Source organism: Qingrenia yutianensis (assembly GCF_014385105.1).
GTDB lineage: Bacteria > Bacillota > Clostridia > UMGS1810 > UMGS1810 > Qingrenia > Qingrenia yutianensis.
In genome coordinates this window covers 127,465-141,504 of sequence record NZ_JACRTE010000001.1, presented here as the reverse complement: position 1 = coordinate 141,504, position 14,040 = coordinate 127,465, and the positions used below count along the sequence as shown (strand labels likewise).

Genomic DNA, 14,040 nt, shown 5'->3' with positions numbered 1-14,040 from the left:
TTTTAAAAAAAATCGGACGGAGTGTTATTCCGTCCGATTTTTTAGAATTTATGTCCGCATTTGGGGCAATAGTCGTTGTTTTTGTTCGACGCCGCACCGCAGTTTTCGCAGATTTTTGCGTTTTTAAATTCGTTGATTTCAAGTTCAACGTCTGCAATTTTGCCCTTGAGCGACTCTATCTCGCCGCACAGAATTTCAATGTCCTCACCGTCGTATTCACATTCAATCTCTTTCGACTTGCAGTAAACAATATGACCGATTTTCATTTCCTTTTCGCGGATTTGGTCTTTAAGGTCGGCAAGAAGCATTTTGTTTTTCGTAAAATTCGCAACGTCGCCCGACGCTTTAACCGCGGTTTTTGCGCCTTTTTTAACTTTTACCGTGAGTTCTTCAAAAAAATTCATATAAATTCCGCCTTTCATAAATAACATTCCCAAAAATTTATAAAATCATTTGCAATATTATGCCCGAAAACACACCGCATAAATACAAAGAAATTAAAATCAAAAAGTTTTGCGCGGTGTTTTTGTTAAATTTAAAAAGCACCACAAGTCCCACTCCGGCGCCCGTGCAGAGTCCGCCGATAAGCGCACCGAGTGTGATTTTGCCGGCGATAAAGCACTGCGTAAGAATAACCGACGCGGCACAGTTCGGAATAAGCCCAACCAGCGCGGTCAAAAACGGCTGGAGAACTGTGTGCGTGCCAAAAAAGTCAAAAACATTGTCGCCGACCGCGTTTTCCATAACAAACTCAAGCGCGAGCGACACCAAAAATATAAAAACAAAAATTTTCACCGAGTGAATGAGCGCAGACTGCAAAATTCCGTGGTCGCACGGCTCGCAGTTACCGTGAAAATGCGTGTGCCTTTCCTTTTTTTCGCACTCGTGTCCCGTTTCGGTTTTTATGATGAAATCCGCTATATATCCGAAAAACGATGCGATTATAAGCTTTATTCCCAAAATTTTAAGCGCATCGGGAAAAAACGACGGGTTTGTGATAAGAATGGGCACAGCCTCGTCCGACGTTGACAAAAACACCGCCAAAAGCGTGCCGACAGTGATCGCCCTGCGCGAATACAGATCGGACGCAATGACGCTGAAACCACACTGCGGAATACAGCCGAAAACCGCCCCGAGAAACGGCCCCAGCTTTTTTTGTTTCATAAGAATATGATATGACGAATTGTTGTTTTTGTGCTCCAAAAATTCTATAACCGCGTAAACAACAAACAAAAGCGGCAGTATTTTTAACGAATCGAGCAAAACATCTTTTACAATTTCCAAAATTCAGTCCTCCCATTTATAGTAATTTTACCCCTTTGGCGCAAAAAAGTCAATATATTTAATAATTTAATGAAAATTTTTGAAATAATATTCAATTTTTTTCATAAATATGTTGACTTGCGGTGAGATTTATGTTAAAATACTTGATGTTGCCGATAAAACTTTGCTACTGTGGCTCAATGGCAGAGCAGCTCATTCGTAATGAGCAGGTTGTCAGTTCGATTCTGACCAGTAGCTCCACGCCGGAACAAAGGAAACTTTGTTCCGGCTTTTTGTTGCATAACTTTAAATTTTATCAGAAATACTTTTTTAATACAAATAACATACCTTAATGTGTTATGGCATATCTGCTAAAAGCACGGTCGGCATTATGTATAATATCCACAAATTTCTTTGCAAAACTCGATAAAATATTGACATTTTTAACAATTTGGGATATAATTCCAATATACATATTTAACTGCAAAGGAGAACGGGTGTTATGAACATTACAAGTATTAAAATCAAAAAATTCGCCACGGAGGGTAAAATGCGTGCAATCGCATCAATCACCATTGACGATTGCTTTGCAATTCACGACGTTAAGGTTATTGAAAACAACGGCAAAGTTTTTGTTGCAATGCCTAACAAAAGATTAAAGGACGGCACTTTTAAAGATGTTGCTCATCCTATCAATATTGAAACGAGAAAACTTATTGAGGACGCCGTTATTGAAGCGTATAACAACGCTGAAGCAGAGGAATAATCCCCTTACATATTAAAAAAGCAGGCATTTGTTAAAATGTCTGCTTTTTGTTTTGTCTTAATATCCGAGGTTTTCGCCGACGATGATTACCTTAATTCTGCCCGGGTGTTTCTGATATGCGCTTATAACATAGTTTGCGCAAATTCTGCCGTCGCTTGAACAGCCTGCATACGGTTCATCCGCACCGGCGCCGGCTTTTACGCATTTGCCCGTTTCCTTGCAGTATGTCGCACAGTTGAGCCTTTTTGTATTGAGCGGTGCGGCAATTTCTTTAACGCGCTTTACCGCCTCGTCAAAGTTATTCACAATTTTATTTTCTCCGGCTACAATTACAACCGATTTCGGACCGTACATAAGCGCTGCGACCCTGTTTGCGTTGCCGTCGACGTTATACAAAACGCCGTCTTTGATGATAGCATTACTGCTCATAAAATATGTGTCCGCAAAAAATGCATCGCGGTAGATTTTCTCGCGTTCTTCGGGCGTCAGACCGTCTTTGTAGCGATCGAGAAAATTATAATCGCCGTTTTTCACAAACTCCAAAACACCGCATTCTTTAAGAGTCACCGAGCCTCCGCTCGTGATTGTTTCGCCGTTTTTAAGAAGGCTTTTCACGATAGGCAAAACGTCCTCTTTTTTCTCGGCATAATACGCGTCCATATTGTTTTTCTTAAGGTTTTCAATGGTTTCTTTTACAATGTCTTTCATAAAATCACCCCAAAATATTTATATGTTTCTGTTGCTTTTCGGATTTACAATATCGCGCCATTCAAGGTCGCCTCGCTCCATTCCGCGTACAAGCACCTCCGCCGTCGCAACGTTTGTCGCAAGCGGAATGTTATGAACATCGCAAAGTCGCAGAAGCGCATTTACATCAGGCTCGTGAGGCTGTGCGGTGAGAGGATCGCGGAAAAACAGCACAAGGTCAATTTCGTTGTATGCGATTCTCGCGCCGATTTGCTGGTCACCGCCCTGCGGACCCGACAAAAACCTATGTACGTTAAGACCTGTTGCGTCGATGATGAGCGAACCTGTTGTGCCCGTTGCAACAAGGTTGTGATGTGCCAAAATACCTTTATATGCTATGCAAAACTGAACCATCAATTCTTTTTTCTTGTCGTGTGCGATAAGTGCGATATTCATTTAACCAAACCCCTTTTATAAAAATCTTTTTATTTTTCTTTTGCAGTCAAAATCTATAATTGGGACATATTGCCCTTGAATACGTTTTACAATGTTTCGGAATGCCTCGCCCGAAAGCGATTTTTCGTCGGTGACAACCGCCTTTGACGCGTTTGACGCTATGACAAGCTTAATATCTTCAGGAATTATGCCCAGAAGGTTTATGCGGAGATATTCCAAAACCTCGTCGGCATACGGAAGCTGAACACCCATAAGCTTGGGATAAATTTTGTTTATAATAAGCTTTACGTCCTCAATCTGCATTTCATAAAGACGCTCGATTGCCTTGTCCGCGTCGCGCATTGACGACAAATCGGGCGTTGTTACCACGATTGCCTTATCCGCCGCGCAGATTGCCGTTTCAAAGCCGTAGTCCACGCCTGCCGGGCAGTCGATTATAACATAATCGAAAATATTTTTAAGCTCACTGCAGAGTTTTTTCATCTGCTCGCCCGTAACCGCCTGCTGATTTTTCGTCTGCGCCGCCGGAAGCACCGCAAGACCTTTTTGGTTTCGGTTGACGACAACTGCCTGTTTCAGCTCGCAGTCGCCGTTTACAACGTCAACAAGGTCGTAAACTATTTCGTTTTCCAGTCCGACCGCTATATCGAGGTTGCGAAGTCCTATATCGGTGTCTATCAAAATAACCGACTTGCCCTCAAGCGACAAACCGATGCCGATATTCGCCGCCGCGGTCGTCTTTCCGACACCGCCTTTGCCTGATGTTATAACGTAAACTTCGCCCATTTTTTCACCTCCGCAGTCCAACATACTAATTTTATCACATAATTTTTAAATTGTCTACAAAAATTTACTCAATATTGAAATATTCTTTCAAAATATTTTTTGCAACCGGAATTGTGCTGCTTCCCGAACCTGCCGCCTCAATTACCACAGCAACCGCGATTTCGGGATTTTTGTACGGCGCATAGCAAACAAACACACCGTTTGCATTCTTGGTGCCGACCTGTGCGGAACCCGTTTTACAGCAAACTTCGACGCCGAAATCTTCAAAATACGTCTTTGCCGTGCCCTCCGACGCAACAAGGCGCATACCCTTTGTCACCGCGTCATAGGTGCTTTTGCTCATTTCAACCGTGCCGAGAACCTCTTTTTCGGGCTCGAACACCGTTTCGCCCGTTTTATAGTTTTTCACATTCTTAAGAAGATGTGCGCGGTATCTTGTTCCGCCGTTCGCGATTGTCGCGGTATAGCTTGCAAGTTCGAGCGGTGTAAAAAGGTTGAACGACTGTCCGATTGCGCACTGTACGGTGTCACCCGGGTACCACGGCGTTTTAAACACGTCCTGTTTATACTCCGGCGACGCTAAATTTCCCCTCGCCTCGCCCGACACTTCAATGCCCGTAAGCTCGGCAATTCCGAATTTTTTGCCCCATTTTAAAATTTCGTCAATACCCATTTTGTTGCCGACGGTATAGTAGAAATAGTTGCACGAATCGCGCAGTGCCTCCGACACGTTTATACTTCCGTGCGTCGCGTGCTGGCTCGTCCAAATCCAGCAGTTGAATTGCTGGTTTGCAAGCTCAAACACGCCGTTGTCGGTGATTTTCGTCTGCGGTGTGATGTATCCGCCCTCCAGAGCCGCAACCGACGTGAGCATTTTAAACGTTGAACCCGGCTCGTACACACCGCCGATTGCGCGGTTAAACATTGGCTTTCGCGGATTTTTCGACAAAGCGTCATAATCGCGGTCAAAGCTTTCGAGCGAATATGTAGGATAGCTTGCAACTGCCAAAAGTTCACCGCTGTTTACATCTATCGCAACAACACTTCCGCCCGACGCGGAATCTATGCTTGAAACAACCTCGGCGAGCGACTGCTGTGCAACGCGCTGTAAATCCATATCAATGGTAAGCGCGGCGTTATTTCCCGGAACGGGCGAAATGTTTTCGCTTTCAAACGACGAATTGTTCACTGCCTGCTCCACAACTTTTTTTCCGTCTTTTCCGCGGATATAGCGTTCGAGGTATTTTTCCATACCGTCTTTGCCGATGATGGCGTTCATAGAATAATTTTCGTCCTTCATCGCCTCAAATTCTTCTTTATAAATAATGCCTACCCTGCCGAGAATGTGCGACGCAAGCCCGTCGTTCGGGTATTTTCGCACAGGGCGCGTCACAATGCTGACGTTCGGAAACGAAAGTTTTTGTTCTTTCAGCACTGTAACCGTGCCGAGCGACACGTTAGGAGCAAGAGTAAACGGTGTGACCGAACTGAAATTTCGCGTTTCCATTTCGCAGCGTACGCCTGCAAGAACACGTTTTTCATTTTCGCTGTAGTTTTCGTTTATGCCGTATTTATTGCACAAAATACGCATTTTTTCCTCTGCCGTGACGCTTTGTCCAGTCTTTTCGTCAACGGAAAATTTCTCAATTCCTTCACTTTCCTTGTATTCGTACGGCGCATAGGTAATCGGTAAATTATCGGTATATTTTTCGTTATGGTCGTTGAGCACGTTTATAACGTTTAAAACCGTTTGATTTAGCATATTGTCGTCGGTTGACGCATTTTTTGTGATTTCCACCGAAAAACCCGTTTCATTCGTTACAAAAGCTCTGCCGTAGCGGTCGGTAATTTCACCGCGCGGTGCAGGAACCGACTGCGAATTTAAAAGTCTGTTCTGCGCTTTTTCATAATACGTTTTTCCGTTTATAACCTGAAGATTTACAAGTCTTGTGAGTATGAGAAAAAACAAAACAAAAAAGACGGTGATAACTATAAAATGTTTGTTATAAAGCTTTTCGTTCAAAAAATCACGTCCTTTTTAAATGAAAGTTTTATGTTTTCTCGGTTTTTGTATTTTACATACGCAAAATAGCAAATTACCGACAGAACCGTGTCAACAGATGCCTGAATGATTACGCGCATAAACGACTGAAAGTTTACAAAAACACCCCAGATATAAAAATTAAGTGCAAGATAAAACACACTGTATAAAATATCCGCCGCAAACGTCAGGATTACTATGTAAACAAGCCGTTTATAGAAAAACTTTTCTGAGGCATATGAAACGAGCAATGAAAGATAGAGAAGCAGCAGCGCGTTTACCCCCGCTCTGCCCGCCGACCAGTCCAGCATAAGACCTGCAAAAACCGCCAGAAATGCCGAGCGCGGAATAGAATTTACCGCAAACGCGCTCACTGCAAACACAAGCACAAGATTAGGCACAACGCCGAAAATTTTGTACCGCGCGCACAGTGTCGTCTGCAAGAGAAAAAGTATTAAAATCCACAAATATTCCTTAAAATTTTTCAATTACCCTACCCCGCAAAATTATCTTTTAAGAATAAATACACATTTAACGTCATACGGCGACGCGCCGGTTTTTATAACCGCTTCTTTCGACATTCCGTCCGCGGAATTTACGATTTCCTCAACCGTGCCGATGTATAACCCCTCCGGATAAACACCGCCGCCGCCCGACGTATAAACTTCGTCGCCCTGCAAAATTCCCGATTCTTTCGGGATATACGGCATTTTGCACTGTCCGTTCTGCATAAGGTTAATATCGCCCTCGACAACCGATTTGTCGCCAGTACGCTTTGCAATAGCCGCGGCGGACGAGGTAGAGTCGATTATTCCCGTAACCTTTGCCCAGTTTGTGCCGATTTCGTAAACATATCCCACAACGCCGTCGTTTGTCAGCACAACGTCGTTTACCGCAACGCCGTCGTCGGTGCCTTTGTCAAGCGTAAGCACGCAGTACCAGTTGTTGAAATTGCGTGCCGACACCTCCGCGGCGATATACTGTTTATCCGAATTTCTCTGCTTTAATCCCAAAAGACTGCGGAGCTGTTCGTTTTCGTTTTTAAGGTCAGTCATCTCGCGGAGCGACGAGTTCAGCGCCGAGATTTCCTCTTTCAAATCGCCGTTTTTGCGCTCCAAATTTTTCATATCGATAAAATACTTAAAAAACCCTTCGGTCGCGTCGATAACCCTTTCAAGAGCGTTTTGCACGGGTGTTATAACATAGCCGAACGCATTGGAAATAAACCCCGCATTTTTGGAGGGAAGCGTGGAAACTGCCATAAGCGCCGCTAAAATTATTGTCAGTATTAAAATCAGTACCTTTGTTTTGTTTTTAAAAAATGACATATTCTTCTCCGTAAATTTATGCTATTTTGCCGAAAGATACAAGCTGTCCTTTCTTATAAGGTCAATGTCGTCCAAAATAATGCCCGTGCCGTTCGCCGTGCACTCTTTCGGCTCGTCCGCTATATAAACGGGCATACCGACTTCCTTTTTTATAAGACTGTCAATTCCCCTTAAAAGCGCGCCTCCGCCTGTGAGCGTTATTCCGCGCTCGATAATGTCCGCCGAAAGTTCGGGCGGCGTGTCCTCCAAAACGTCCTTAATCGCCTCGATTATTCCCATAAGGCTGTCTTTTAAGGCACCGCGGATTTCCTCCGCCGTGATGACCGCGTTTTTCGGGAGTCCCGTCATATAGTCCGAACCGCTCACTTCAAGCGTTTCTCCGTCGTTTACGTCAAATGCCGAGCCAAGCTCGATTTTGATTTTCTCCGCCGTCTGCTCGCCGATAAGCAGTGCGTGCGCACGTTTTATATACTTTTCAACCGCGCGGTCAAAACTTCCGCCCGCGGTTTTCACCGTTTTTCCGCATACAATCCCGCCGAGCGAAATAACCGCGATTTCGGTCGTTCCGCAGCCGATGTCCACAATCATACTTGCAATAGGCTCGGAAACGGGAAGATTTGCGCCGATTGCCGCCGCCATAGGCTTTTCAACAACAAAAACCTCGCGTGCGCCCGAATTTATAAGCGCGTCTTTTATAACCTGTTTTTCCACCGCGGTAACGTTTATCGGAACGCACGCAACAACGCGCGATTTGACGAATGCTTTCTTTGAAAAAGCTTTCCGCACAAAACTTTTGAGCATAGACTGCGCCGTGTCAAATTCCGCGATAACACCCTCTCTTATGGGGCAAACCGACAAAATTGCAGACGGAGTTTTTCCGAGCATTTCTTTTGCCTCCGTTCCGACCGCAAGAACGCTTTTGTATTCTTTGTCAAGCGCCACAACCGACGGTTCGTTCACCACAATTCCTTTTGATTTCATATAAATAAGCGTATTTGCAGTGCCAATATCCACACCAATATCGTTTTTCATATTTTCAGCCTTTCTTTCTGCTTAAAATTGAATTTACAGTATATCTTTTACAAAACAGGCGTGCAAAATTCGTCTTTTAAAATTTTTGCCAATTTGCACACGGGAAGTCCCACAACATTGAAATAGTCGCCGTTGATTTTTTCGATAAAAAGACTGCCGAGTCCCTGTATTCCGTACGCACCTGCCTTGTCCGCGCTTTCTCCCGTTTGAATGTAGCGCGTAATTTCGTCATCATCGAGATTTCTGAAATAAACATCGGTTTTTTCGTATGCAATGCACGATTTTGCGGTGTGCGAATTTACAACACAAATTCCCGTATAAACCGAATGCGCTCTGCCCGAAAGACTTTTGAGCATATTAAACGCGTCGTCATCATCTTTCGGTTTTAAAAGAATTTTATCATCAAGCGCAACAACGGTGTCCGCGCCGATTATGATTTTTTCCAAAACCGTCTCTTTTGCCGCCGCAAAGGCCTTTAAGCTTGCAAGATTTTCAACGTAAAGCTCGGGCGGAAGCGTTTTGTCAACACTGTTCTCGTCCGCATCGGGTGACAAAATATCAAATTTTATATTGAGGTTTTCCAAAATTTCTTTTCTTCTCGGCGAATTTGACGCCAGAATAATTTTTTTCATCTTTTATCTTCTTTCAAAATTATATTTTTATACTTTAAAAGTCTGTTTGCCAAAATTCCGACCGCACCTCCGCATATAAGCGACACGGGCGCAAGATATGTAAAACAGCAGAGCGGAGCGGTGTTTCCCAGCATTACGCACGCGGTCAAAATCTGCGCGGTGTTGTTGAAAAACGCACCCAAAATGCAAATTCCGACAGGCGAAAAGTTTTCATTACAGTAAAAACAAGCCATAACCGCCATACTCAAAACCGCACCCGATAAAGAATACGGCAAAACGTTTGCACCGCCCAGGATAAACGACACCAAAAATGCGCGGACAATGCTCACGGATAAGGCATATTTTGCGCCGTAAATATATAGCACAAGCATACACACCGCGTTTGCAAGACCGATTTTTCCGCCCGGGACGGCATTAAGCACGGGAAGTGAATTTTCAAAAATTCCCAAAACCGTTGCCGCCGCACAGAAAATTCCTGCAAGAAGAATTTTTCTAATAGGTAACCGCGTCAATTTCATCACCGCCGCCCTCAATTTTCACCAAAAATCTGTTCGGCAGACAAATCAGCGACTGCCCTGCCTTGTTTATCGTACCGCCGTTTATTTCAAGCTTGTCGGCACAGTCGCTTTCGGCAACACGGACGCCGTTTTTGGAAATTTCAACAACATTTCTGCCAGTGCCGTCAACCGTCACCGAAATCGGCTTTTCATATTTTGCAAGCGTGTATTCGGCATATTTTTCACCGTCAAGATAAATCACGGCTTTAAGATTCGCCGTTCTGCCGTACGCAAAAAACGGCACAAGCGACAAAATCCACACAAAAGCAACCGTGAAAACCGCAATAAAATCGCCTTTTTTAAGCATTTACACACCTCGGTAATAATGACCTCTCGTAAATTCAAAACCGCATTTTCCGCCCGATTTATAAAGCGAAATTATGCTTTTAACCAAATCCTTACCCTCGTCGGTAAATTCAAGACGAAGATACCGCACACCGATATTTTTCACCTCGTTAAGCCTGTCCGACATCACAATAGGCGCGGAATTGAAAATCGTATTCGTGCAGTTGAGTTTGTTTGTGATAACGGGAAATTTTTTGCCGAGCCTGTCCTCAATATACAAAAACTTTTCGCTTTTGCACCCGCATTTGCCGATGCCGTTTTTCACAACGCACGCTTTCGTGAGCATAACCGCAATTTTGCCGTAAACCGTGATTTCGGTGTCAATGCACTTTTTCATATTTTTAATTTCGCCGATTGTAAGTTCGTTTGAAAGATGCGCGCACGAAACGCCGAGATTTTTATACATATCGAGCGCAACGCTGTTTGTGATGTTAAGCGATGCCTCGGCGAAAATTTCTTTTTCACGGCAAATGCCAAGCTGACTTATGTTTGTTGCCGAAATGCGTTCAATACCGCTTAAATCGGGCATTTTATCACCGAATGTGTCATACGGAACGCACACAATTCTGTTATCGTTTTTAAAATTTTTTTCATATTTTTTGTATAATTCATACGGCACGAAAATTTTTTCAAACACATCCTCGCGCATAACCGTTTCAAGCTGTTCGGACGTCCGCACCGACGCGGTAAAACCGCATTTTTCAATCTCTTTGTTTTCTGTATGATATTCAAAATTTTTAACCGTTTTTCGGTTTTGCGTATTTAAAATTTTATCTTCTAAAAGACGCACGCCTTCGCGCCGTACCGAGTTCAAATCCTTTGCAGAAACAAAAAGATTTTCGTCCAAATCACACGAGAATTTTTCAAGCGAAAATGCCGTACCGCCAAGCTTTGCAAACGCGTCATAAAGCTTTTCGTATGTCAGCGGTGCGTTGCTTGCGGTCTGCGGAACAATATCTCTTTCATAAAAAATACCGTTGCCGAAATCATCGGAAAACTTCACCAGAATTTTTTCGTCTTTCAATACTCTTGCATAAATTTCAATCTTCCGCTTTACACCTTCGTTTTTAGCCATTTCGGACGCTTTTTTCAAAACGTTTTCATCTATATTTTTGTAAACTTCGTCGTTATTTTTGTCAAAATTTAGCATACCGCGCCCGATTTTCGAGTTAAAATATGCCTTTGTAAATCCAGAACGGCTGAAAATATTTTCAAGTTCCGCAACCGTTTCAGACGAAACACTGCCGTTAATTTTCGCCGTATGATAGGCATTTGACGCAAGAGAAACATATTCTTTGCTTTTCATTCTGCCTTCGATTTTGAACGATTTTACACCGATTTCTTTAAATTTTCCCACCTCATCGACAAGGCACAAATCTTTCAGCGAAATAAGATATTTCGGCGTTTTGAATACCTTTTTGCCGTCATAATCAATAAGATTGTACCACAGTCTGCACGGCTGGGCACAGTCACCGCGGTTTCCGCTTCTCGCGCCGATAACACTGCTCAAAAGGCACTGTCCCGAACAGCACACGCAAAGCGCGCCGTGTACAAAAACCTCAAGTTCGCAGTTTGTTTTTTCGCTGATATTTTTAATATCGTCAAACGAAAGCTCACGCGCCAAAACAACGCGCGTATATCCCATTTTTTCGCAGATTTTCACACCCTCGGTGTTCATAACCGTCATCTGCGTGCTCGCGTGAGGCACAAGATTGACGTTCATATTTTTAATCATTGCCAAAACGGACAAATCCTGAATAATCAGCGCGTCAACGCCTGCACTATCGCAGAATTTCACAAATTCCGACGCATCCTTAATTTCGCTGTCTTTTAAAAGTGTGTTAAGCGTTATATACACCTTTGCACCACGCAGATGCGCATACTTCACCGCGTTTATAATTTCTTTGTCCGAAAAATTCACGGCATTTTTTCGCGCGCTGAAGCTTTTTCCGCCGATATACACTGCGTCCGCGCCGTTGTTTATTGCAGACACAAATGTATCATAACCGCCTGCCGGCGCAAGAATTTCGATATTATTTTCCATTTTTCGCCAGCTCTATTTTAAGACTTTGAATTTCTTCTTTCAAATATTCGTTTTCTTTCTCGGTTACAAGAAGTTTGTTTTTAGCGTTAAAAGCTTCCTCTTTGTATTTTTTCAAATCCGCAATGGTTTCATCAAGCAGCGCCTTGTTTTTAAAAAACTCGTCGGCAGTGTTCACCGCCGTAAGTATTGCAAGCTTGGTTTCGTTAAGCTTCGGGTCGCGCTGTCTGAAATCGCGCATTTTTTTGTCCACATTATAACATACTTTCTGAATGTATTCTTCGCTTTCCGTTCCCGTAAAGGTATAGTCGTGACCGTAAATTCTCACCGAAACATATGTTTTGCCGCTCATAAATTTCACCTCTTTGTCGATATTTTTCCTATTATATTATATACTGTTTTATTATCGCACAAAACGCTCAAAAAGTCAACTGTTTTACAAATTGAAAAAATATTATAAATATTGCGTCAAAAAGGATTGATTTTTTTGTTTTTCGGTGGTATAATAACAGATGTATTGCTTAAATATAACTTACGGGAGGAATTTACAATGGCAAGTGTTGATAAAAATACTATTATTGCAGATGTTTTGAAAATTGATGCAGGCACGGCACCGTTTTTCTTTGAAATCGGTATGCACTGCCTCGGCTGCCCCTCGGCTTCGGGCGAGTCTATCGAGGAGGCGTGCGCGGTTCACGGCGTTGACGCCGACGAGCTTGTAAACAAAATCAACGACTATCTCAAAACAAAATAATTTTTCAAAGCCCGTACCCTTTTCTCGGTTCGGGCTTTGAACTGTTTTAACTTTTTACATAATTTAAGGAGGATTTGCAATGCCAACAAAAGTGGTAATCGGCGCGCAGTGGGGCGACGAAGGCAAAGGCAAAATTGTAGATATACTTGCAGGTATGTCGGACGTTGTTGTGCGCTCGCAGGGCGGAAACAATGCAGGTCATACCGTTGAGGCAAACGGCGAGCAGTATAAGCTCCGTTTAACGCCGTCGGGAATTATAAACAAAAACACGCTCTGCATTATCGGAAACGGCGTGGTTGTTTCGCCCAAGGTTCTTTTAGAGGAAATGGATATGTTAAACTCCAAAGGTGTTTCAACCGAAAATTTAAGGCTCGATTTAAGAGCACATCTTATTATGCCCTATCACATTGTGATTGACACTCTTTCGGAAAAGGCAAAGGGCACGGGTGACATCGGCACAACAAAAAGCGGTATCGGTCCGTGCTATATGGACAAAGCCGAGAGAATAGGCATACGCGTGTGCGACCTTATGAACGAGGAAGTTTTCGTTAAAAAGGTGCGCGAAAATGTAAAAATCAAAAATGCAATTATCGAAAAAATATACGGCGGTGAGGGTGTTGATGCCGAAGAAATCATAAGCGATTACCTCGGCTATGCGAAAAAGCTCAAAAAATATGCCGCGGACACAACGGCAATTTTGTATAACGAAATCAAAGCAGGCAAAAAGGTTCTTTTTGAGGGCGCGCAGGGCACGCTTCTCGACATCGACCTCGGAACTTATCCGTATGTTACATCGTCGCATCCCGTTTCGGGCGGTGTTTGCATAGGAACAGGCATCGGACCGACTATGATTGACGAGTGTCTCGGCGTTGTAAAAGCATACACAACCAGAGTCGGCAAAGGTCCTTTCCCGACCGAGCTTTTCGACAAAACAGGCGACGAAATCCGCGAGAAAGGCTTTGAGTACGGCACGGTTACAAAACGTCCGAGAAGGTGCGGTTGGTTCGACGCGGTTATCGTTAAATTTGCCGTAAGAACAAGCGGACTTACCTCGCTTTCGGTTAACAAAATCGACACTTTGAGCGGTATTGACAAGCTTAAAATCTGCGTTGCGTATAAAAAAGGCGACGAAATAATTTCGGAATTTCCACCCAGCCTTGAGGAACTTGCTTTGTGCGAGCCTGTTTATGAGGAATTTGACGGCTGGAACGGTGATATTTCGGGAGTTAAAAGCTATGATGAGCTCCCCGAAAACGCAAAAAAATACATTTCGCGCATTGAGGAACTTTGTGACTGCAAGGTTTCTATGGTCGGCGTAGGTCCGAACAGAGAGCAGAATTTGGTAAGATAAT

General features: G+C 43.5%; 17 protein-coding genes and 1 tRNA gene. 4 read left to right on the top strand and 14 right to left on the bottom strand.

Annotation, left to right across the window (positions count from 1 at the left end; genetic code table 11):
* Positions 1-41: 41 nt before the first annotated feature.
* Entirely contained in the window at positions 42-404 is a 363-nt protein-coding gene (locus tag H8706_RS00695) for a hypothetical protein (protein ID WP_178348428.1), read from the bottom strand.
* 37 nt (positions 405-441) lie between these two features.
* Positions 442-1,284: a putative manganese transporter gene (locus H8706_RS00690; RefSeq protein ID WP_262431091.1), complete on the bottom strand. Its 843-nt coding sequence runs from the start codon at positions 1,282-1,284 to the stop codon at positions 442-444.
* Positions 1,285-1,449: 165 nt separating this feature from the next.
* Here H8706_RS00690 and H8706_RS00685 point away from each other — a divergent pair.
* Positions 1,450-1,524: transfer RNA gene (locus tag H8706_RS00685), tRNA-Thr, on the top strand.
* A 241-nt stretch (positions 1,525-1,765) separates the two neighbouring features.
* Positions 1,766-2,029 carry a septation regulator SpoVG gene (spoVG, locus tag H8706_RS00680; protein ID WP_178348425.1) on the top strand — a complete coding sequence of 88 codons (264 nt, stop codon included), beginning with the start codon at positions 1,766-1,768 and terminating at the stop codon, positions 2,027-2,029.
* A 57-nt stretch (positions 2,030-2,086) separates the two neighbouring features.
* Here the strand turns inward: spoVG and H8706_RS00675 are convergent, their stop codons facing one another.
* The 12 genes from H8706_RS00675 to zapA all read right to left on the bottom strand — a co-directional run bounded on the left by H8706_RS00675 (position 2,087) and on the right by zapA (position 12,286).
* Positions 2,087-2,737, bottom strand: coding sequence for a lactate utilization protein (locus H8706_RS00675; protein WP_178348424.1), 651 nt, complete (start codon positions 2,735-2,737; stop codon positions 2,087-2,089).
* 18 nt (positions 2,738-2,755) lie between these two features.
* Positions 2,756-3,172, bottom strand: a complete 417-nt coding sequence (mgsA, locus tag H8706_RS00670) for a methylglyoxal synthase (RefSeq protein WP_178348423.1) — start codon at positions 3,170-3,172, stop codon at positions 2,756-2,758.
* A 15-nt stretch (positions 3,173-3,187) separates the two neighbouring features.
* Positions 3,188-3,958, bottom strand: coding sequence for a septum site-determining protein MinD (gene minD, locus H8706_RS00665; protein WP_178348422.1), 771 nt, complete (start codon positions 3,956-3,958; stop codon positions 3,188-3,190).
* 64 nt (positions 3,959-4,022) lie between these two features.
* Positions 4,023-5,981 (bottom strand): penicillin-binding protein 2, encoded by a 1,959-nt coding sequence (mrdA, locus tag H8706_RS00660; protein WP_262431090.1) that lies wholly within the window; start codon positions 5,979-5,981, stop codon positions 4,023-4,025.
* Complete coding sequence (mreD, locus tag H8706_RS00655; RefSeq protein WP_262431089.1) at positions 5,978-6,487, bottom strand: rod shape-determining protein MreD; 510 nt, start codon at positions 6,485-6,487, stop codon at positions 5,978-5,980. Before mreD ends, mrdA begins: the two co-directional genes overlap by 4 nt.
* Before the next feature lie 18 nt (positions 6,488-6,505).
* Positions 6,506-7,327 (bottom strand): rod shape-determining protein MreC, encoded by an 822-nt coding sequence (mreC, locus tag H8706_RS00650; RefSeq protein ID WP_178348419.1) that lies wholly within the window; start codon positions 7,325-7,327, stop codon positions 6,506-6,508.
* Positions 7,328-7,348: 21 nt separating this feature from the next.
* Positions 7,349-8,359, bottom strand: a complete 1,011-nt coding sequence (mreB, locus tag H8706_RS00645) for a rod shape-determining protein (RefSeq protein ID WP_262431088.1) — start codon at positions 8,357-8,359, stop codon at positions 7,349-7,351.
* A gap of 47 nt (positions 8,360-8,406) precedes the next feature.
* On the bottom strand, positions 8,407-8,991 hold the full coding sequence (locus H8706_RS00640) for a Maf family protein (protein ID WP_262431087.1): 585 nt from the start codon (positions 8,989-8,991) through the stop codon (positions 8,407-8,409).
* Positions 8,988-9,503 carry a Gx transporter family protein gene (locus tag H8706_RS00635; RefSeq protein ID WP_262431086.1) on the bottom strand — a complete coding sequence of 172 codons (516 nt, stop codon included), beginning with the start codon at positions 9,501-9,503 and terminating at the stop codon, positions 8,988-8,990. Before H8706_RS00635 ends, H8706_RS00640 begins: the two co-directional genes overlap by 4 nt.
* Positions 9,484-9,855 carry a NusG domain II-containing protein gene (locus H8706_RS00630; RefSeq protein ID WP_262431085.1) on the bottom strand — a complete coding sequence of 124 codons (372 nt, stop codon included), beginning with the start codon at positions 9,853-9,855 and terminating at the stop codon, positions 9,484-9,486. Before H8706_RS00630 ends, H8706_RS00635 begins: the two co-directional genes overlap by 20 nt.
* Positions 9,856-11,937, bottom strand: a complete 2,082-nt coding sequence (locus H8706_RS00625) for a U32 family peptidase (RefSeq protein ID WP_262431084.1) — start codon at positions 11,935-11,937, stop codon at positions 9,856-9,858.
* Complete coding sequence (gene zapA, locus H8706_RS00620; RefSeq protein ID WP_178348026.1) at positions 11,927-12,286, bottom strand: cell division protein ZapA; 360 nt, start codon at positions 12,284-12,286, stop codon at positions 11,927-11,929. Before zapA ends, H8706_RS00625 begins: the two co-directional genes overlap by 11 nt.
* A 198-nt stretch (positions 12,287-12,484) precedes the next feature.
* On the opposite strand from zapA, the gene H8706_RS00615 reads away from it, so the two are divergent.
* Entirely contained in the window at positions 12,485-12,688 is a 204-nt protein-coding gene (locus H8706_RS00615; protein ID WP_178348027.1) for a DUF1858 domain-containing protein, read from the top strand.
* A gap of 79 nt (positions 12,689-12,767) precedes the next feature.
* Positions 12,768-14,039: an adenylosuccinate synthase gene (locus tag H8706_RS00610; protein WP_178348028.1), complete on the top strand. Its 1,272-nt coding sequence runs from the start codon at positions 12,768-12,770 to the stop codon at positions 14,037-14,039.
* Position 14,040 lies beyond the last annotated feature (1 nt).